Genomic DNA, 17,694 nt, shown 5'->3' on the forward strand with positions numbered 1-17,694 from the left:
TCAATAATTACCCTTGTATGGGATTCAATTCAGACAAAACCGCGAATTAGCGTTAAAATTGAGTATTTTACGTCTTAAGATGCAAATTCACTTAGGGCTATCCCAGCCCTTAACCAAGTCTTGCGCCTTGACCATAGGCAACTTTGACGGTGTCCACTTAGGTCATCAAATGATGATTAAGCAAGTGGTGACTCAAGCACGTGCTCGTCATTTAAACAGTGTGGTCATGACTTTTGAGCCGCATCCCAAAGACTTTTTTGCCCCTCAATTTAGTCAACCTCGCCTTACCAGCTTACGGGAAAAAATTGAATTAATTGAGGCGGCTAATGTGGATCACGTGGTTATTTTGCGCTTTAATCATGATTTGGCAAAAACCACAGCAGAGGAGTTTGTTAATCGTATTCTCAAGCAACAATTGCATACCCGTTATTTACTTGTTGGCGATGATTTTCGGTTTGGTGCCAAACGACAGGGCGATTTTGCTTATCTTCTCTCCCGTGCGACAGAAGCAGGTTTTACCTGCGAATCGATGGATAGCCATAGGGTGGGGCAAGAGAGGGTATCAAGTAGCGCGATCCGTGAGACACTGCAGCAGGGTCAATTAGACATGGCGCGTCAATTACTGGGTCGGCCTTTTTATATTAGCGGGCGCGTCGCCTTTGGTAAACAATTAGGAAGAACCATAGGCTACCCCACGGCGAATATCCCTTTAGGAAGAAGAATACCTCCGTTACAAGGTATTTTTGCTGTTACAGTAGAGGGGCTACATAATGAGCCTATTAAAGGTGTAGCGAGTCTTGGCACAAGACCCTCTGTTGAGTCAAACCATGAGCCTTGGTTAGAAGTCCATTTGTTTGACTTTAATGACAACATTTATGGTCGACGTATCCACGTGAACTTTTATCACAAGATCCGTGACGAAGCGGAATTTACAACCTTAGACGAATTAATTAAACAAATTGATTTGGATGCTCTTGAAGCAAAAGCTTATTTAACCTCACTATCACTATGACTGATTACAAAAAAACCCTTAATTTACCTGATACCCCTTTTGCCATGCGTGCAGATCTCGCTAAACGCGAGCCACAATGGATCAAGCGCTGGCTTGAACAAAAACGCTATCAACAATTACGTCATGTCGCAGCTAATCGTCCTAAATATATTCTTCACGATGGCCCACCTTATGCCAACGGTGATATTCATATTGGTCATGCTGTCAATAAAATTCTTAAAGATATTATTATCAAAAGTAAAACCTTATCTGGTTTTGATGCGCCTTATATTCCAGGTTGGGATTGCCATGGCTTACCTATTGAACTACAAGTAGAAAAAAAACACGGTAAAAATATTGATGCCAAACAATTTAGGCAGCTATGTCGCCAATACGCTCTTGAACAAGTAGACAAACAAAAGGCTGATTTTATTCGCCTTGGAGTGAGTGCTGACTGGGACAATCCTTATCTCACCTTAGCGCCTCAGATTGAAGCTGATATCGTTAGATCACTTGGTCAGTTATGGCAACGAGGCTTTCTTCACCAAGGTCAAAAACCCGTGAATTGGTGCCTAGATTGTGGCTCAGCTTTAGCTGAAGCAGAAGTGGAATATGAAAACAAAGTCTCTCCTGCTGTGGATGTGGGATTCACTGTTACCCATCAACAAGAGTTAGAAAAAAAGCTTGATCTCACACTCACTAATAAACCGATTTTAGCTGTTATTTGGACTACTACCCCTTGGACATTACCTGGTAATGAAGCGGTATGTGTGAATCCAGAGTTAAGCTACACACTCACCGAAACAGAAACAAACTATTTGCTATTAGCCACAGATTTAGTTGATGCTTCTCTATTACGTTATCAAGTATCAGGAAATACAGTGGCTACCATTCAAGGTCGCGAATTAGAGGGACTAGAGCTCACTCACCCACTCTTTGATAAACAAGTTCCCATTATTTTAGGGGAACATGTGTTAGCTGATTCGGGAACAGGATTGGTCCATACTGCTCCTGCCCATGGTATGGATGACTATATTGTAGGTCTGCGTTATCAATTACCTGTAAAGAGCCCTGTTCTTGATAATGGTTGCTTTGTAGAGGGAACCCCTGTTGTGGCAGGGCAGTTTGTATGGAAAGCCAACCCCATCATTGTGGCCAAACTGAAAGAAACAGGACTTTTGTTAGCGCACAGTGAATTTACTCATAGTTACCCACACTGTTGGCGACATAAAACGCCAATTATCTTTAGAGCTACCGCTCAGTGGTTTATCACCATGGATAACCACCCCAATGGGCTTCCTTCATTGAGAGAGACGGCTTTACAAGAAGTGGAGAAGACAGCGTTTTTCCCGCAATGGGGTCGCGCACGACTTAATGCCATGATTGAAAAGCGTCCTGATTGGTGTGTCTCACGCCAACGCGCATGGGGAGTACCTATTCCTTTTTATGTCCACAAACAAACGGGTGAGCTTCATCCTAATACTCAAGCCATTACTGAGACAATTGCCCAGCGTATAGAAAAAGAGGGAATTGATGCTTGGTTTGAAGCGTCTATTGATGAGTTATTAGGTAATGATGCCAAAGACTATCGTCCACTAAAAGACACTTTAGATGTGTGGTTTGATTCTGGTACTACTCATTTTTCAGTACTCGACCAGCGCGAGGGAGTACACAGTCCTGCTGATCTTTATTTAGAAGGATCAGACCAACATCGTGGTTGGTTTCAATCCTCTCTTCTCACCTCCTGCGGCATGAAGTCTCACGCCCCTTATAAAGCACTGCTCACTCATGGCTTTGTGGTGGACGGGGAAGGTCGTAAGATGAGTAAGTCGTTGGGAAATGTGATTTTCCCGCAAGAGGTCATGAAAAATCTTGGTGCTGATAATTTAAGATTATGGGTAGCTAGCACTGATTATTCAGGGGAGCTTAATTTATCCGATGAAATTCTCAAACGGGTGGTGGAGTCTTACCGTCGCATTAGAAATACCTTACGCTTTTTACTCGCTAATATTTCAGATTTTGATTTCTCCAGTCAAGCCGTTGCTATAGAGAACTGGCTTGCTATTGATCGCTATGTAGTGAGTTTAACTGAAGAAGTACAACGAGAAATACAAGGTTATTATGAGCGCTTTGAGTTTCATTCAGTGACGCAACGTATCCAAACTTTTTGTAGTGAAGATTTAGGTGGATTTTATTTAGATATCCTTAAAGATCGACTCTATACCACAGCACCACATAGCACTGCGCGTCGCTCTGCGCAGACAGCGCTCTATCACATCACGCATGCTTTATTGCGTTGGCTGGCACCGATTTTAACCTTTACAGCGGAAGAGGCTTGGATAACACTTAATGGGCAACCAGAAGATACTGACATGTCAGTTTTTCATGAACAGTGGTATACCCTTCCAACACTCTCTGATGCCTCTACTCTTCTTAAGGAGTGGAGCCATTTAAGAGAGTTTCGCTCCCTTGTACAAAAAGAGTTAGAACATAAACGAGCAGAGGGAGTGATTGGCTCATCACTTAAAGCTGACGTGACACTCTATGTTGATCAGACACTGATGCACTGGCTCGCACCTCTCAAAGAGGATTTACGTTTTATTTTTATAACCTCGCAAGCTCAACTCTCTTTATTGTCTGAGAGTGAATTACAGGATAGAGAGACAATTGAATTTACGCTTAATGGAGACACCACTCATTTCACCATTCAGGTCAAAGCCAGTGAGCATCAAAAGTGTGAACGTTGCTGGCATTATCGTGAAGAGGTAGGACATGACCATGATCATCCACTCTTATGCGCGCGCTGTATAAGTAATATTCATGGCAGCGAGGAAACACGTCACTATGCGTAACTTCAGAGTATATTTATTGATTGTCATGATGGTGATCGCTGTGGATCAGTGGACAAAAAGCTGGGTGTTGTCACATCTTATTCCCTACCACGACGTCATTACGGTTAATTCATTATTTAACATTGTCTTAGCTAAAAATCCAGGTGCGGCATTTAGTCTGCTTGCTAACGCCGGGGGGTGGCAACGCTACTTCTTTACAGCCATTGCTGTCACTGCAGTAATATGGTTGTGCATACTCATTTATCGCCATCAACAAGAGCACTTTTTCTCAATTAGTTTAAGCTTGATTCTTGGTGGGGCACTCGGTAATCTAATTGATAGATTATATGTAGGGGTGGTGACTGACTTTATTCAATGGCATGTGGGGGAGCATTATTGGCCTTCTTTTAACATTGCCGACTCAGCGATCACGGTGGGAGTAATATGTTTAATTTGGGATGGCCTATTTAAGAAAAATGACTGATTGGCTCAAACTTATTCGTGCAAAAACATTAGTAACTCAACGTCCCATGAAACCTGGGAAAGTCAGTGATAACCCAAGAATTCCTCCAGGACAAACCGAAGTATCTAATTTTCCTATTCTTGATTTAGGTTTTCGTCCTGACATTCCTCTATCTCACTGGCAACTTAAAGTATTTGGTTTAGTTAATCATGAACTGACTTTAACTTGGCAGGATTTTTTAGCGCTGCCTCAATCTGTTGTGACGGCAGATTTTCATTGTGTCACCCGTTGGTCGCAACTTGATATGCAGTGGCATGGGGTGTTAGCAAGAGATTTATTACTACAGGCTGAACCATTGGATGAAGCGCATTTTGTTACCCTCCACGGCTACGACAATTACACCACCAATCTACCCTTGGAAGCGCTACTTGATGATGATGTGATTATTGCTCATCAGCTCTTTAACCAACCTATTGCTCAAGAGCATGGGGGCCCGGTAAGAATCATCGTACCTAAACGCTATGCATGGAAGGGATCTAAGTGGCTTAAAGCTATAGAGCTGCACAAAAAAGATCGGCCAGGGTTTTGGGAAGTAAGAGGCTACCATAACGATGCCGATCCATGGCTTGAAGAGCGCTTTGGTTTTCCACCAATGGATATTGAATAAATGACTAAACCTATTTCCATAAAATTAGCTAATCCGCGTGGGTTTTGTGCCGGAGTAGACCGAGCAATTGACATAGTCGAGCAAGCACTTATTCGCTTTGGTGCGCCAATTTATGTGCGTCACGAAGTGGTCCATAACCGTTTTGTGGTGGAAGATCTGAAGAACAAGGGAGCCATCTTTGTTGATGAGCTCAATCAAGTGCCTCAAGGGGCCACAGTCATTTTTAGCGCTCATGGCGTATCCTTGCAAGTCAGAGAAGAAGCAGAAAAAAGAGGTCTTAAGGTGTTTGACGCCACCTGCCCTTTGGTAACCAAAGTGCACACTGAGGTCTCTCGCTTACATGCACTTGGGCGCGAGATTGTCATGATCGGCCATAAGGGGCACCCCGAAGTGGAAGGCACTCTAGGGCAAGCCAAAGACAACATTTACCTTGTTGAAACGCCTGAGGATGTACAAAGTCTTGAGATTCACCACCCTGATCAACTGGCCTATGTAACCCAAACCACCCTGTCGGTGGATGATGCACAAAAAGTCATTGATGCGCTCAAAGAGCGCTTTCCTCTCATTCAGGGGCCACGCAAAGATGATATTTGTTATGCCACCCAAAACCGTCAAGATGCCGTTAAGAAGCTAAGTGAACAAGCGGATCTGGTGATTGTGGTGGGCTCTCCTACCAGCTCCAACTCAAACCGCCTGAGAGAGGTTGCAGAGAACCTAGGAGTAAGTGCTTACATGGTTGATAGAGCAGAAGATATCAAAGCGGAATGGTTAAATAATAAAAGTTCTATTGGTGTTACAGCGGGCGCTTCAGCACCAGAAGTTCTGGTTAATGAAGTGATTGCAAGACTTCAACAACTAGGGGCGCAGGAAGTGATGGAGCTGCAAGGAACCCCTGAAAATGTAGTATTTCCCTTACCTAAATCCCTGACCCATTGAAAAATAACCCTTTTTTTTAGTACACTAGGAACTTGAAGGGGAGACAAGTGTCTTAAAAGGGAGAGAAAAAATTATGAACCATATAGCCGAGTTATTAAGAAAAAAAGGCATTATTCCAACACAGCAGCGTTTGATGATTGCCGAAAAACTATTTGAGCGTCGCCAGCACATTTCTGCCGAGCGCCTACTTGCCATGGTTAATGAAACCCATGCTGAGGTCTCAAAAGCGACCATTTATAACACACTTAATTTATTTGCCGAAAAAGGCCTGGTCAAAGAAATCATCGTTGATCCAGAACGTGTCTTTTACGATACACATACAGGTTCTCATCATCACTTCTTTGATATCGAATCAGGTGAGTTGCATGATATAGAGTCAGATATGTTACGCGTAGAAGGTTTACCTCAACTTCCTCCTGGCATGATTCAGGAGAGCGTAGATATCGTAGTTCGCATTCGTCGTGCACACACTACTGCGATGTCGCATGCCGCTTAAGTTGTAAATCATGTCCCAAGCTGCCACTGTTTTACTCATCGGTGGCAGTGGCTTTCTAGGCCGTTATGTCACCTCTCTTTTGCTTGAGAGAGGTGACAAAGTTATCATTCCTACCCGCTCAGCTACTATTTCGCATCATCCCATCGAGGTGACTTGGATAACCGACACTGAGTTGTCTCAAGAGCATTTAAATCAATGGGTTAGTAAATTAGATTCTGGTGGCGTAGTGATTAATCTTGTGGGTCAGCTTCATGACAGGCCTGGCTTTCCCTATGGACCAGTGTTTAAGGAAGCTCATGTGGAGTTGGTTAAACGTCTCATTAATGCGTTTAATCACAGCCCAGCAAGACGTTTTATTCATATCAGCTCATTGGGAGCTGATAGTCACGGACCATCCATGTACCAACGTAGCAAAGGTGATGCTGAGCGGTATATTAAAGAGAGCTCATTAAATTGGACTATTTTAAGACCCTCAGTGATTTTTGGATCAGATGATCAATTTATACAGCTCTTTGCCTCTTTATGTAACATTTTTCCAGTGATTCCTTTAGCCTCCGCTCAGAGTCGTTTTCAGCCGGTGGCAGTTAGCGATGTGGCACAGGCCATTAGTCAATCCATTGATCAACGCAACACTTTTCATCAATCCATTGATTTGGGCGGACCATCTATTTATACCTTAAAAGAGCTGGTGGAATTGGCAGGACGCACCGTCAATAAAAAACCCTTGGTGATTCCTATGCCTCACGCTCTTGGCGTAATACAAGCCTGGGCTTTTGAGCATTTACCAGGTAAAACTCTGATGAGTCGAGACAATTTGGCTTCAATGCAACGAGATAATGTTTTACCTAGTCAATACCAGAGCTTAAAAGAGCTCTTTAATATCAATCCAACCGCCCTTGAGACGCTACTACCATGAACGCAGCTCGTCCTGTAGCGCTCATCACTGGAGCGGGTAAACGAATTGGCCGCACCATCGCCTTAATCCTCGCTCAACATGGATGGGATATTGCCATTCATTACAATCAATCTGCACATGAGGCTAAGGACACTCAATCGTTAATTAACGCGATGGGACGAAGTGCTGTGTTAGTCCAGGCTGATCTCGCAAAGCCACAGGAAGTAAGTAACATTATTGATCAAGTGAGCGCTGAGCTTAGCCCCCCCGCCCTTTTAGTGAATAATGCCTCTTTGTTTGAGTATGATAGGCCAGATGCGGTTGATGTTCGTTTATTTAATCAGCACATTGATATTAATGTTAAAGCGCCCATCTTGTTATCTGAAAAGTTCTATGGGATACATCAACAACAGGGAACGCAAGGGTTGATCATTCATCTCTTAGATCAAAAGTTAATTAATCCTAACCCCGATTATTTTTCGTATACCTTATCAAAGGCGGCACTAGCATCTGCCATTCCTTTGATGGCTCAGCAATTTGCACCTCACGTAAGGGTAATGGGAATAGCTCCAGGCATCATTCTGCCCTCTGGTCCTCAATCACAAAGTCATTTTGAAGCAATACAGCAGATGAACCCTCTTAAAAAGTCTGCCACTGCAGAGGATATTGCCCATACAGTCCTCTACTGCTCCTCTGTATCAAGTCTTACAGGAAGTGTGATTTATGTGGATGGCGGGCAGCATTTAGCTGCTTCCTCCAGAGATGTGATGTTTATTGATCCCCATAGCATTGAGTCTAGTTAATCAAACTCTCTTTTATGATAAAATATAAATTATTGCCGCAGTAGCTCAGTCGGTAGAGCAACGCACTCGTAACGCGTAGGTCACCAGTTCGATTCCGGTCTGCGGCACCAAAACCAACTTTGCCATTCCTCTCAAATTTAAAACCCTAAAAGTTATACTAAAGAATTTAAACAGAATCAAGAGAACAGATCTGAATGAGTCCCACTGCGAACAAAGACAATCAGGCTATTCTTTACCAAATCACCTATTGTATAGATTAGTAGAAAATCGCCACCAATGTGGCACTCACGGTAGCCCGCCCAGTCGCCCGTTAAGGGATGATCAAGCCATTCTGGCGGTAGCGGACCCTCATTGGAGATTAGTAGAAGCATTACTTCTTTGAGCCGGATCATATTGTATCTTCCGGAGTGAGATAAACGTATCCAGTCTTTTTGAAACTCTTTGGTATAGTCAGCCGCTCAAGGCAGATTTGTGCGCTTAATTACTGCCGGCTTTTTCGAGGTCATTTAGAAGAGCTTCTAGAGTTACAAAACGAGAGCGATGGCTCTTAATGATCTCACTGGCTTCAGCGATGGCGATACGACTGGTGGCGTTTGGTGCTTTGAGGGAAAATGGTAATTCTTTATCGGCAACAATACGAGTTAAGAACACACGAATTGCATCTGAGATAGTCAAACCCATCGATGCTAACGTTTCATTAGCTTGCGCCTTGACGTTCTCGTCCACTCGAACGTGGACCATAGTGGTGGTGGCCATAGTGAATTCTTATTATATTCAATTGAGATACACTGTATCTCAATTTATTCAAGACCTCAATATAATCTTTTCTGATCAATTTTATATCAACAAGATTGAATTTTACTTAATTGTTACTGAGACTATAAATTAGATCAAGTCACTCTATCGCGACGAAAGACTGAAATCCATCCATGCATCTACCTTCTGATTACATTATGCAAATAATAGCTAAGCTTTGCTTTATTCGGGTTTAATCAAGTCTTTATTTTCAGGCTGACAATAGACATTACGCACACTCTATTCAGGTCTATACTGGCTGACAATCCGGTATAATCGGGCATATTTTAAGTATGATTACTATTAAAAGTATACAAATTACGGATGAATTGCTCAATTTACTGAGCGAAGTGGACGAATTTAAAGGAGCTTGGCGCGCGCTTGGAACGCTTGCTCCAGAGAAAGACTCAATGCGTTGCGACAAGCAGCTACCATTGAGAGCATTGGCTCTTCTACCCGCATTGAAGGTAGCCAACTAACAGACCGTGAAGTCGAAATGCTTCTTTCAAAACTAGATATCAAGAAATTTGATAGCAGCGATGAAGAAGAAGTAGCTGGTTATGCCGAGACAATAGAGATGATTTTCTATGGCTTTAACGACATACCCGTCACCGAAAATCATATCAAGCAGTTACACCGAGATCTTCTGCGTTACAGTCTAAAGGATGAACGCCATAGAGGAGAATATAAAAAACTATCAAACAATGTGACGGCCTTTGATACCGAGGGCAACATGGTTGGCGTTGTTTTTGAGACCGCTTCTCCATTTGATACTCCACGTCGTATGACTGAATTAGTTGAGTGGCTAAAGGATGCTCGTGAACTTAGGCGATTACATCCTCTGTTAGTCGTTGCTGTTTTTATAGTGACTTTTTTAGAAATCCATCCTTTTCAAGATGGCAATGGCAGATTGAGTCGAATATTGACTACGCTCTTACTTCTACAAGCAGGGTATACCTTTGTGCCTTATAGTTCGCTAGAGAGCGTCATTGAGCTTAACAAGGAAAGTTATTATTTGGCTTTGCGCCAAACCCAACAATCCTTACATAATGAAACGCCAAATTGGCAACCCTGGCTGATATTCTTTATGCGGGCATTGCAACATCAAAAACAAAGACTTGCCGCCAAAGTTGAGAGAGAAAAAGTAACTCTTGCGGTATTACCAGAATTAGCTGTTCACGTTTTAGATTACGTAAGAGATCACGGACGGGTAACGTCACGCGATATCGTTCGCGTGTATGGCGCGAGTCCCAATACGCTTAAAACCACATTCGGCAATCTTGTTAAAAAAGGCCTACTCGTAAGACATGGAGGCGGTCGCTCAATTTGGTACAGCTTGCCCATGAATAGTGATTTAAGCTTTGTGTTTTTAACTACTTTTTTTTAATTGATCCCGAATTTCACGTAACAACAATATTTCTTCTGAGATAGGAACCTCAACCGGAGTAGCCTCTATCGGCTCATCTTGCTTTTTAAGCCGAGTAATCAATCGCACCATGAGGAAGATAATAAACGCAAGAATCATGAAATCCACACTCACTGTCAGAAAACGGCCATAAGCCAATACGGGTATTTTTAGTTTTTTTAAATTCTCTAGAGTGTCGGGGACACCTTCCGGCAGTGTTCCTAATACAATATACAAATTAGAGAAATCAAGCTTACCAATGATTGCGCCGATCACTGGCATAATCATATCTTCAACCATAGATGAGACGATTTTGCCAAAAGCACCGCCAATAATCACAGCCACTGCCAAATCAATCACGTTTCCCTTAATCGCAAAATCCTTAAAGTCTTTTAAGATGCTCATGAATGTTCTCCTTATTTATAACCGCCTATGGATATCCTATCTCATACTCTCTTAATTGGCGTAACTCGTTGAATGCTAAAAAGGTAAAGGATAATCCCACCCAAGTTGCCATAAAAAGATTGATGATGGGAATAAATTGAATAAATGCCGCAACAATACCGAGCATAAAAAATTTAGAAGATGAGCGTTGTATGATCACTCTCATTTCTTCATTGGTGGCATAAGCTGCTAGCGCATCATAACGAAAGAGTCGTTGAATCATGTACGCTGTTAGTACTAGCGATATAACAGGTGCTAGGGGAGTTAATAACCAAAACGGAAAACCCAATACCCACCCTATTAAGAGTACACCTATAGCAATCAGTGTATTGAGTATGCTGCCCAATACATGATGAGACCCTTGTTCACTCACTTGCGGAAAATAACGACGTTGTACATGCTGGACAATAATTGGCATAGAAAAAAATGCCGTGATTAAAATGGTAGTTAAGTAGACTGCTGGGGCCAGTAAAAACAATAACATAATAGAAATAAAATAGCCTGAGACAATAGCCACTACTGCTGGCGATATCCAAGTGGGATAGGTGGCTCCATTGACCCAAAGCATTAGTGAATCATGCCAACTCCCCCAGAATACAAACATCAGAATTGACCACAGAATCAGCGCTATAAAAAATGGCGCAAAAATCAGCATCATCATTTTAGGATTGAATTGGGTTCGAGTGGCCGCCCACATGGAACTCATGATGTCGTTCATATAAAGTGTCGCTTTATTTTGTGAATGATTAAATTGTATTAGGTTATATATAGCTTACGCCTATTTAGCGTATACAAGAGAATTGATGTTTAACACAATGTAGGTATCCTCTAAATTTTTCAAGATAAGTTGGTTTAATTTTCTTTCATTTTTTTTACTCACTGTTTAGTTTTAAGTTTAAATTTAAACCATCTCCTAAAAGTAAACTTTAATTTAATTAAACTATTGAACATGATTATTAGCAAGGTACGATATTGCAGACTCTACCGATCGTTTTTCTGTAAGATTAGAATACTTTTGTTCCTATCTGGGTAAGTAGGGAACAATTTGAAAAGGCACTTAAAACCAAAAAAGTTTATATTCACTAACCTCATTGGAGTTCCATATCGTACGAACCATCTAGACATAACAAAGCTACGCTATAGGTAATCAAGTAATTTGTTATAAGGACTTCATCTTTGCTCTGACATGCACGAGGACATCTATGCTAACGATAGACTTCTTTTTAGCACGTCGAACTTTCTAATCAAGCGATTTCACTTGATCAGCAAGCGCCGCGTAATCCACGCCGTCGACCTGGATCACCACCTCAAAGGTATAACCCTTAATTTTGGTAGATATCGGGCAACATACCATCAATCCAGTTTTGCTGTTGTAACTTGCTGGACTGATGACGAGCGTAGGCCGGTGTCCCATCTGTTCATGTCCAGCTTGAAGATCAAATTCGAGCCAAACCACGTCGCCTGTGTCGGGGACATAAGAGCGCGGCATCAGAGCGCCTCGTTCCCCACTGGAGAACCAAAGCTGATTTCTTCATGCATGTTGGCAGCATTGATTCCCTTAATCAAAGTATCAAGGTCATAGGCTATATTTTTGGATGGCTGGATGATGATCCGACCAGGAGAGACGATAAGGTCAACTTTCTGCTCGAGTTGATAACCTGCTTCTTTTAAAACAGTGGTCGGCAAGCGTAGAGCGGGACTATTTCCCCATTTGCGAATGACAGATTCCATAGCATATCTCCTTGAACGCATCTACACTGTTTATACATCATTAATAACACGCAAACCACTTATTTTTGAAGTTTGAATTGACGCTATTTGAGCTTACAGGGGTGTCAGTAATATTGGGGGAATTCCAGTCCATGCCTTACACAATATACGTAATTTATTAAGATACAACTTATTCGAGACGGGAAGTAAAACCGTCACTTTACCTCCTCAGCCTGAAGGCCGGGGTTTCCCGGAGATACTGATGAAATCAAATACGAAGTACAACGTTACTTTTTTACCAAAAGGTAATATAAACTCTAAGCTATAGATGCAGCTTGTCTTTTAAGTGGTTTTATTGTGGGTAATCGTTTTTTTTTCGCCTGACGCAATTCCCACTGTAATTGCATGCCTAACCACAAATCAGGAGACGTACCCAACCACGCGGACAGTCTTAACGCCATTGTAGCAGTCAGCCCTGATTTTGCATTTAAGACCTTGGAGAGGGTTGTACGAGAGATGTGTAATTCTTTTGCAGCTTGCTCTATGCGCATACCCTCTGGTAACCATTCTCTAAGAACCTCTCCTGGATGCGCTGGATTATACATATTCATCATTTTTTCCTAGTGATAATCTTGATAGTCTACTAACTCAACATCACCTTCATCAAACCTAAAAGTAATTCGCCAATTACCACTGACAGTGACTAACCAATAATCTTTTAAGTTGCCACTTAATAAGTGTAAATTCCAACTAGGAGCATTCATATCTCTCTCATCTTTAGCTGCATTTAGTGCAGTGAGTAATAGTTGTAATTTTTTAGCATGATGAGGCAGAATTCCAGCCTTATTGCCATGCTCATAAAAGTCTTTAAGCCCTTTATGTTTAAATGATTTTATCATTTTTAAATTGTAGTGTGTTAATTAACTATTTACAATGCTGTTTACAGCAAAAATAGGATTAGAAATGCTAATTAGTAAGGGTGTTAGATTTTATTCGTAAAATTATCATTCACTTTCGGGCCAATTAAAAAACCATTGTAAGTATTTTAATTAGGAATGATTACTCTTTCGTTTTCTCATCGCTTGATATTTAGTACCATCGCTCCATCAGGAAAACTAACCTTTACTGGCAACGCAATCTACTGAGATGGTTCATCTTCTAAAACAATGGCAATCACCATACTACCTTCAGAAGAACTTTATTATGCGATCAATGTCGCCAATTTAGCCAATACTTCATCCATTACAGCGACTGACACACTCTCTAACTTTTTTGCTTTTCGGGCTACCAAGTCCAGCACTCTTGGTTGATCACAGCGAACTACGCCAACTGTTTTAGAGCCCTCTAAAGTGACTGTAAACCCAGCAACTCTTGCAAAATTCCCGCCTGTAGTAATAGGCACCACAATGGGTGCCTTGGTTAATTTATTAAAAGGACCAGGCGAGACCACGAGTACTGGTCGCACTCCCTTTTGCTCATGGCCGGAGGTAGGGTCCAGAGAAACCAAATAAATATCGCCTCGATTCATTACAAGATCTCATTACCAACGGGGGTGAGCTCCAGCCAGCGTTTGTCTTCTTTGGGTATTTTGGCATTGGCATCGCACTTTGCCAGCAAATCCGCCAATTTATATACAGGTTTGGTAATAGGCTTGACTACTAAGCGGCCCTCAAGCATGACAACATCAACCATTGCCCCTGCATTAATCTTCAACTCCTCTAAAAATGCGGGCGAAATCACCATCATCACCGAACCACCTACTTTTCTTAAATTGGTCTGCATTGTTGCCTCCTTGAGTTATATTTAAATATAACATAAATTAAATGCCACTTCAAAATGTTATACAAAAATAAAACTTGATAGGCGGAGTCACTAAAAAGTATTACCAAACCTCCAACCAAAGCATTAATGTACTTTAGCGTTTGCATCATAAACTCTCGCCATTAATGTCGGTGATATAAGACGTGATTTTGATTATCGTTTTACCATTAATATGACCAGTGTTGTTGTTCGATATATTGGCGGATAACGGATATTGCGCCGAGAGAAACGGTAAAATATAACCGACTCAATAACGTTTCTTTACAGTATTTTTTCTATATCCAAGTTATTTTCTTAAAAGTCTACTGGATACACTCTTAGGGCTATTTACAAGCTTTGACAGCTGAACGTAAAGCGGAAAATCAACCAGAGGCTGAACATAATTATTTTCGCTACCCACTTCGCTTAAGCTATGATCTGATCAAATGTGCGAATACTTGACAGGATCTTGGTTATTTTCAACTTTGCTTGGCGCAATTCATAGTCCGACTGGAGGTTCATCCAGCTTTCTGCGCCCGTTCCGAAAAATATACCCAAGCGCAGAGCCGTATCGGCAGTGATTGCTCTTTGGCCCTTGACGATTTCATTAATGCGGCGTGGCACAACGCCGATCTCGTGGGCTAGGCGGTACTGGCTAATCGCCATTGGCTTTAAAAAGTCTTCAAGAAGTACCTCACCTGGGTGTGGCCATTTAATGGTTGTCATCTCTCTCCTTAATGGTAATCCACAATTTCAACCTCTCGTACAGGACCCGGTGACCCTGTTGAGCAGATGCGCCACTGATTATTGATCCTGATGCTGTACTACCCAGCGCGATCACAGTGTAGTGTTTCCAATCGACTACCCGGTGGCAAACGCAGAAAATGCTCGTTTGCTGCAGCGTTTAATTGTGCTAGTTTACGCGTGGTGACGTTGTGTATATTGGCAGACCGAGCGACGCATTTCTCTTCAAAATGCGCTTGGGTTTCGGCGCATGTAAAACTAATAACCGTATGAGAGATAGTAACGCTTTATGTAAATAACGTTAAGCGTGACTAAGTTACCAAGAATCAGTATCAGGTGCTCTATGGGAAGGTTGGTCAGTGTTTGCCTATATGAAGCGAGATGCTATATACTTGTGCTATATACACAGGAGTAAGAGATGACAATAGCGATTACAACGGTGTTTACCAATAACCGAAGCCAGGCAGTCAGGCTCCCTGCTGAGGCGCGTTTACCTGATGAGGTGAAAAGGGTAATCGTACGCATTCGAGGTCGTGAACGCATCATTACGCCGATTGAAAACACCTGGGATAACTTTTTCTTAAGTGGCCCAGCGGTAACGGATGACTTTATGAATGAGCGCGGAGTACAAAAATCAGTTGAGAGAGAAAGCCTGTAATGCTCAAGTTTTTGCTCGATACCAATATTGTCATTTATGTTCTAAAACGCAGACCCAAGGAAATGTTAGATATTTTTAATACAAATGTCAGTCGCATGGCAATTTCTAGCATTACTTTATCTGAGTTGATTTATGGCTCAGAAAAAAGTCAAAATGTGGACAAAAATTTAGAGGCGATCGAAGAGTTTATTAGTCATCTTGACGTGCTCCCCTATGACGCCAAGGCATCGCAACACTATGGTCAAATTAAAGCAGCCCTAGAAAAAAAAGGCAAAATCATTGGTGAGAATGATATTCATATTGCAGCCCATGCTATTAGCCAGGGCTTGATTCTAGTTACCAATAACTTGAGAGAGTTTAAGAGGGTTCCCAATTTAGCGTTGGAGAATTGGGTATCATAGTTGAAGATAATTATGAAAATGGAACAAGCTCAGTATTTGTTTTATGAACTTTTAAAAAAATAGACGGCTTATCACAAGGCAGATATTGAACTTTGATCAAGAGTGAATGAAGCATTGACTAATGTTGCCAATAGCGACGTTACCTATGCAAATCCTGGAGTATTGATTATGCTTGAGTCAATGGAGGGATCAAGAAAAAGACCTCAAGAAAAAAATAGAGAGCTTATGCGTTAAATGGCATTATCAGGCTGAATACCCATAAAATACAGGTCTTATGATAGTAAGACTGATAATGCCGCACAGCGGGCCTAAATAAGTTTCTTAACTATTCTTTCTTACCACCAGTAAAGGTAGAGTTGGATATAACTGTATTCCCACCTCTTCCTAATGGACCGCCATCACCCCCACTTACGCGAATGCCATGTCCTGGACCAGCTTCAACCTGAGCATTATGAATATACAAGTCACCTCCGTTGTTATCGCCAGCCTTAAAATGCAAATGAAATTTTTGCTCGTATATAGGTGTTAGTGCACTGATGATCTCATCGGGAGATGCATTAAAAGGAAGATGTAGAATGACTTCCTGCACCTCAGGACTCTCAAATTCCACTTGATTTGTAAGGAAGTAATCTCTCACATTAATTCCTAAATCAGTTAAATCTAACGCTAACTTTAGACCCTCTATAACTTGCAACCAATCCATAATTTTCTTTCCAAGTTATCAATAAAAACATGAGTGCAAATTACTAAGCCATTTCAGAAGAAATTAGCCTAAAGTCGCAATCATCTCTATTTTTGGCGCAACTGTTCTTACCAGTTTCTCAACTCCATGGCCAGGATTAGACCTCTTTTGCGAAACAAGTAATCCCAATTTCTCCAAGAGTCCAATGTCCTTAGTAATGGCAGAGCGTTCACGATGCAACTTGACCGTTAGTTGGGTAATCGTTTTAGGCTCATCCATCACCTCTAACATCAGGCGCCTACGCGCTTCTGAGAGGACCATGAACATCTCTTGAGGATCTTCAAATGAGAAAGTTGCTGACTTCTTAAATGATTCACCACGATCTGCTTTTTGCGCAGCTTTGCGCGCGCGATCGAAAAAGCCCTCAACCTTATCAGTGCGAATAATTACTTTAGTCATTTTTTCACCTTTTTTAATCCTTTAACGATGTGCTGCCACTCTTCTTGAAACTGTTCTAGAGTTTGCTCATAACTTTCAAATTCAACAGGGGCTACTTTGCCCATATAGTGCTTGTGGTGATAATCATGTGCATTATCAAACCCCAACACCCGCCCGTTATCTTTCTGACAAATCAGTGGATTGATATAAGCCAGGTTGTACCTTGTTACTATCGTCTTACCGTCTTGAACATACCCCCAAACTTCGAAGCTTAAAATTCCGCCGCCCTTATTTGCCTTTAACTTAAATGTCTCCCTCTCCAACTGGGATTCGATCTTGGGTTTGGATTTTTTAGTCATTACGAATAGTATATCAGATATGCCCTGAAATTGCATACCTGAATTTTCGAAGGGTGCTACGTGGTATTAGCATGCACAAAACCTATATCATAATGATATAAATAAATCCAAATATCTCTCAAATAATACTCACCCTACCCCAAATAAGTCGCTCAAAAATACCGATTAAATAGGAT

General features: G+C 41.7%; 24 protein-coding genes, 1 tRNA gene and 3 pseudogenes. 13 read left to right on the top strand and 15 right to left on the bottom strand.

Going from position 1 to position 17,694, the window contains the following annotated elements; genetic code table 11:
- The first annotated feature begins 79 nt into the window (after positions 1-79).
- The 9 genes from FV185_RS04725 (at position 80) to FV185_RS04765 (ending at position 8,192) form a co-directional block, all read left to right on the top strand.
- Positions 80-1,012 carry a bifunctional riboflavin kinase/FAD synthetase gene (locus tag FV185_RS04725; RefSeq protein WP_067495031.1) on the top strand — a complete coding sequence of 311 codons (933 nt, stop codon included), beginning with the start codon at positions 80-82 and terminating at the stop codon, positions 1,010-1,012.
- Positions 1,009-3,843 carry an isoleucine--tRNA ligase gene (gene ileS / locus FV185_RS04730; protein WP_067494310.1) on the top strand — a complete coding sequence of 945 codons (2,835 nt, stop codon included), beginning with the start codon at positions 1,009-1,011 and terminating at the stop codon, positions 3,841-3,843. The genes FV185_RS04725 and ileS overlap by 4 nt, the downstream gene beginning before the upstream one ends.
- Complete coding sequence (lspA, locus tag FV185_RS04735) at positions 3,836-4,306, top strand: signal peptidase II (protein ID WP_082787034.1); 471 nt, start codon at positions 3,836-3,838, stop codon at positions 4,304-4,306. The genes ileS and lspA overlap by 8 nt, the downstream gene beginning before the upstream one ends.
- Positions 4,299-4,952: a sulfite oxidase-like oxidoreductase gene (locus FV185_RS04740; protein ID WP_067495028.1), complete on the top strand. Its 654-nt coding sequence runs from the start codon at positions 4,299-4,301 to the stop codon at positions 4,950-4,952. The genes lspA and FV185_RS04740 overlap by 8 nt, the downstream gene beginning before the upstream one ends.
- The gene (gene ispH / locus FV185_RS04745) at positions 4,953-5,888 is read left to right on the top strand and encodes a 4-hydroxy-3-methylbut-2-enyl diphosphate reductase (RefSeq protein ID WP_231862152.1); all 936 of its coding nucleotides are present in this window, start codon (positions 4,953-4,955) and stop codon (positions 5,886-5,888) included.
- Between the two features lie 73 nt (positions 5,889-5,961).
- Entirely contained in the window at positions 5,962-6,384 is a 423-nt protein-coding gene (locus tag FV185_RS04750) for a Fur family transcriptional regulator (RefSeq protein ID WP_067494316.1), read from the top strand.
- Positions 6,385-6,394: 10 nt separating this feature from the next.
- The gene (locus FV185_RS04755; protein ID WP_082787035.1) at positions 6,395-7,300 is read left to right on the top strand and encodes a complex I NDUFA9 subunit family protein; all 906 of its coding nucleotides are present in this window, start codon (positions 6,395-6,397) and stop codon (positions 7,298-7,300) included.
- Positions 7,297-8,082, top strand: coding sequence for an SDR family oxidoreductase (locus FV185_RS04760; RefSeq protein ID WP_067494319.1), 786 nt, complete (start codon positions 7,297-7,299; stop codon positions 8,080-8,082). Before FV185_RS04755 ends, FV185_RS04760 begins: the two co-directional genes overlap by 4 nt.
- Positions 8,083-8,116: 34 nt before the next feature.
- A tRNA-Thr gene (locus FV185_RS04765) sits at positions 8,117-8,192 on the top strand.
- A 66-nt stretch (positions 8,193-8,258) separates the two neighbouring features.
- On the opposite strand, the pseudogene FV185_RS04770 reads toward FV185_RS04765, so the two are convergent.
- Together FV185_RS04770 and FV185_RS04775 are read right to left on the bottom strand one after the other, a co-directional pair.
- Positions 8,259-8,588, bottom strand: a pseudogene (locus tag FV185_RS04770) (type II toxin-antitoxin system YafQ family toxin).
- Positions 8,560-8,838: a type II toxin-antitoxin system RelB/DinJ family antitoxin gene (locus tag FV185_RS04775; protein ID WP_067494325.1), complete on the bottom strand. Its 279-nt coding sequence runs from the start codon at positions 8,836-8,838 to the stop codon at positions 8,560-8,562. Before FV185_RS04775 ends, FV185_RS04770 begins: the two are co-directional and overlap by 29 nt.
- Positions 8,839-9,170: 332 nt before the next feature.
- On the opposite strand from FV185_RS04775, the pseudogene FV185_RS04780 reads away from it, so the two are divergent.
- Positions 9,171-10,264 (top strand): annotated as a pseudogene (locus tag FV185_RS04780) (Fic family protein).
- Here the strand turns inward: FV185_RS04780 and mscL are convergent.
- The 10 genes and pseudogenes from mscL to FV185_RS09875 all read right to left on the bottom strand — a co-directional run bounded on the left by mscL (position 10,247) and on the right by FV185_RS09875 (position 15,243).
- On the bottom strand, positions 10,247-10,687 hold the full coding sequence (gene mscL, locus FV185_RS04785; protein ID WP_067494328.1) for a large conductance mechanosensitive channel protein MscL: 441 nt from the start codon (positions 10,685-10,687) through the stop codon (positions 10,247-10,249). The pseudogene FV185_RS04780 and the gene mscL overlap by 18 nt on opposite strands.
- A 25-nt stretch (positions 10,688-10,712) precedes the next feature.
- Positions 10,713-11,432 carry an EI24 domain-containing protein gene (locus tag FV185_RS04790; RefSeq protein ID WP_197457777.1) on the bottom strand — a complete coding sequence of 240 codons (720 nt, stop codon included), beginning with the start codon at positions 11,430-11,432 and terminating at the stop codon, positions 10,713-10,715.
- 534 nt (positions 11,433-11,966) lie between these two features.
- Positions 11,967-12,215 (bottom strand): endoribonuclease MazF, encoded by a 249-nt coding sequence (gene mazF / locus FV185_RS04795; protein WP_156474186.1) that lies wholly within the window; start codon positions 12,213-12,215, stop codon positions 11,967-11,969.
- Positions 12,215-12,457, bottom strand: a complete 243-nt coding sequence (locus FV185_RS04800; RefSeq protein WP_067494333.1) for an AbrB/MazE/SpoVT family DNA-binding domain-containing protein — start codon at positions 12,455-12,457, stop codon at positions 12,215-12,217. The genes mazF and FV185_RS04800 overlap by 1 nt, the downstream gene beginning before the upstream one ends.
- Positions 12,458-12,753: 296 nt before the next feature.
- On the bottom strand, positions 12,754-13,050 hold the full coding sequence (locus FV185_RS04805) for a HigA family addiction module antitoxin (protein ID WP_067494336.1): 297 nt from the start codon (positions 13,048-13,050) through the stop codon (positions 12,754-12,756).
- 6 nt (positions 13,051-13,056) lie between these two features.
- Complete coding sequence (locus FV185_RS04810; protein WP_067494339.1) at positions 13,057-13,335, bottom strand: type II toxin-antitoxin system RelE/ParE family toxin; 279 nt, start codon at positions 13,333-13,335, stop codon at positions 13,057-13,059.
- Between the two features lie 302 nt (positions 13,336-13,637).
- The gene (locus tag FV185_RS04815; RefSeq protein ID WP_067494342.1) at positions 13,638-13,964 is read right to left on the bottom strand and encodes a type II toxin-antitoxin system PemK/MazF family toxin; all 327 of its coding nucleotides are present in this window, start codon (positions 13,962-13,964) and stop codon (positions 13,638-13,640) included.
- A complete protein-coding gene (locus FV185_RS04820; RefSeq protein ID WP_067494345.1) occupies positions 13,964-14,218 on the bottom strand; it encodes an AbrB/MazE/SpoVT family DNA-binding domain-containing protein in 255 nt (84 codons plus the stop codon). The genes FV185_RS04815 and FV185_RS04820 overlap by 1 nt, the downstream gene beginning before the upstream one ends.
- Positions 14,219-14,662: 444 nt before the next feature.
- Positions 14,663-14,962 (bottom strand): HigA family addiction module antitoxin, encoded by a 300-nt coding sequence (locus tag FV185_RS04825; RefSeq protein ID WP_067494348.1) that lies wholly within the window; start codon positions 14,960-14,962, stop codon positions 14,663-14,665.
- Between the two features lie 8 nt (positions 14,963-14,970).
- Positions 14,971-15,243: pseudogene (locus FV185_RS09875) on the bottom strand (type II toxin-antitoxin system RelE/ParE family toxin).
- Positions 15,244-15,398: 155 nt separating this feature from the next.
- On the opposite strand from FV185_RS09875, the gene vapB reads away from it, so the two are divergent.
- The 3 genes from vapB (at position 15,399) to FV185_RS09790 (ending at position 16,273) form a co-directional block, all read left to right on the top strand.
- Positions 15,399-15,638, top strand: coding sequence for a type II toxin-antitoxin system VapB family antitoxin (gene vapB / locus FV185_RS04830; protein WP_067494351.1), 240 nt, complete (start codon positions 15,399-15,401; stop codon positions 15,636-15,638).
- Entirely contained in the window at positions 15,638-16,039 is a 402-nt protein-coding gene (gene vapC / locus FV185_RS04835; RefSeq protein ID WP_067494354.1) for a type II toxin-antitoxin system tRNA(fMet)-specific endonuclease VapC, read from the top strand. The genes vapB and vapC overlap by 1 nt, the downstream gene beginning before the upstream one ends.
- Before the next feature lie 102 nt (positions 16,040-16,141).
- A complete protein-coding gene (locus FV185_RS09790) occupies positions 16,142-16,273 on the top strand; it encodes a hypothetical protein (protein ID WP_269446644.1) in 132 nt (43 codons plus the stop codon).
- Between the two features lie 91 nt (positions 16,274-16,364).
- On the opposite strand, the gene FV185_RS04840 is transcribed toward FV185_RS09790, so the two are convergent.
- From FV185_RS04840 to FV185_RS04850, 3 genes are all read right to left on the bottom strand, one after another.
- Positions 16,365-16,742, bottom strand: coding sequence for a hypothetical protein (locus FV185_RS04840; protein WP_067494357.1), 378 nt, complete (start codon positions 16,740-16,742; stop codon positions 16,365-16,367).
- 63 nt (positions 16,743-16,805) lie between these two features.
- Positions 16,806-17,180: an HVO_A0114 family putative DNA-binding protein gene (locus FV185_RS04845; RefSeq protein ID WP_067494359.1), complete on the bottom strand. Its 375-nt coding sequence runs from the start codon at positions 17,178-17,180 to the stop codon at positions 16,806-16,808.
- Positions 17,177-17,518 carry a toxin-antitoxin system TumE family protein gene (locus FV185_RS04850; protein ID WP_197457778.1) on the bottom strand — a complete coding sequence of 114 codons (342 nt, stop codon included), beginning with the start codon at positions 17,516-17,518 and terminating at the stop codon, positions 17,177-17,179. Before FV185_RS04850 ends, FV185_RS04845 begins: the two co-directional genes overlap by 4 nt.
- Between the last annotated feature and the right edge of the window lie 176 nt (positions 17,519-17,694).

This window comes from Ferrovum sp. PN-J185 (assembly GCF_001581925.1).
GTDB lineage: Bacteria > Pseudomonadota > Gammaproteobacteria > Burkholderiales > Ferrovaceae > PN-J185.

Coding starts and splice junctions, on each gene's coding strand:
- FV185_RS04725 (WP_067495031.1), top strand. CDS start 80: ATGCAAATTCACTTAGGGCTATCCCAGCCCTTAACCAAGTCTTGCGCC.
- ileS (WP_067494310.1), top strand. CDS start 1,009: ATGACTGATTACAAAAAAACCCTTAATTTACCTGATACCCCTTTTGCC.
- lspA (WP_082787034.1), top strand. CDS start 3,836: ATGCGTAACTTCAGAGTATATTTATTGATTGTCATGATGGTGATCGCT.
- FV185_RS04740 (WP_067495028.1), top strand. CDS start 4,299: ATGACTGATTGGCTCAAACTTATTCGTGCAAAAACATTAGTAACTCAA.
- ispH (WP_231862152.1), top strand. CDS start 4,953: ATGACTAAACCTATTTCCATAAAATTAGCTAATCCGCGTGGGTTTTGT.
- FV185_RS04750 (WP_067494316.1), top strand. CDS start 5,962: ATGAACCATATAGCCGAGTTATTAAGAAAAAAAGGCATTATTCCAACA.
- FV185_RS04755 (WP_082787035.1), top strand. CDS start 6,395: ATGTCCCAAGCTGCCACTGTTTTACTCATCGGTGGCAGTGGCTTTCTA.
- FV185_RS04760 (WP_067494319.1), top strand. CDS start 7,297: ATGAACGCAGCTCGTCCTGTAGCGCTCATCACTGGAGCGGGTAAACGA.
- FV185_RS04775 (WP_067494325.1), bottom strand. CDS start 8,838: ATGGCCACCACCACTATGGTCCACGTTCGAGTGGACGAGAACGTCAAG.
- mscL (WP_067494328.1), bottom strand. CDS start 10,687: ATGAGCATCTTAAAAGACTTTAAGGATTTTGCGATTAAGGGAAACGTG.
- FV185_RS04790 (WP_197457777.1), bottom strand. CDS start 11,432: ATGAGTTCCATGTGGGCGGCCACTCGAACCCAATTCAATCCTAAAATG.
- mazF (WP_156474186.1), bottom strand. CDS start 12,215: ATGCCGCGCTCTTATGTCCCCGACACAGGCGACGTGGTTTGGCTCGAA.
- FV185_RS04800 (WP_067494333.1), bottom strand. CDS start 12,457: ATGGAATCTGTCATTCGCAAATGGGGAAATAGTCCCGCTCTACGCTTG.
- FV185_RS04805 (WP_067494336.1), bottom strand. CDS start 13,050: ATGATGAATATGTATAATCCAGCGCATCCAGGAGAGGTTCTTAGAGAA.
- FV185_RS04810 (WP_067494339.1), bottom strand. CDS start 13,335: ATGATAAAATCATTTAAACATAAAGGGCTTAAAGACTTTTATGAGCAT.
- FV185_RS04815 (WP_067494342.1), bottom strand. CDS start 13,964: ATGAATCGAGGCGATATTTATTTGGTTTCTCTGGACCCTACCTCCGGC.
- FV185_RS04820 (WP_067494345.1), bottom strand. CDS start 14,218: ATGCAGACCAATTTAAGAAAAGTAGGTGGTTCGGTGATGATGGTGATT.
- FV185_RS04825 (WP_067494348.1), bottom strand. CDS start 14,962: ATGACAACCATTAAATGGCCACACCCAGGTGAGGTACTTCTTGAAGAC.
- vapB (WP_067494351.1), top strand. CDS start 15,399: ATGACAATAGCGATTACAACGGTGTTTACCAATAACCGAAGCCAGGCA.
- vapC (WP_067494354.1), top strand. CDS start 15,638: ATGCTCAAGTTTTTGCTCGATACCAATATTGTCATTTATGTTCTAAAA.
- FV185_RS04840 (WP_067494357.1), bottom strand. CDS start 16,742: ATGGATTGGTTGCAAGTTATAGAGGGTCTAAAGTTAGCGTTAGATTTA.
- FV185_RS04845 (WP_067494359.1), bottom strand. CDS start 17,180: ATGACTAAAGTAATTATTCGCACTGATAAGGTTGAGGGCTTTTTCGAT.
- FV185_RS04850 (WP_197457778.1), bottom strand. CDS start 17,518: ATGACTAAAAAATCCAAACCCAAGATCGAATCCCAGTTGGAGAGGGAG.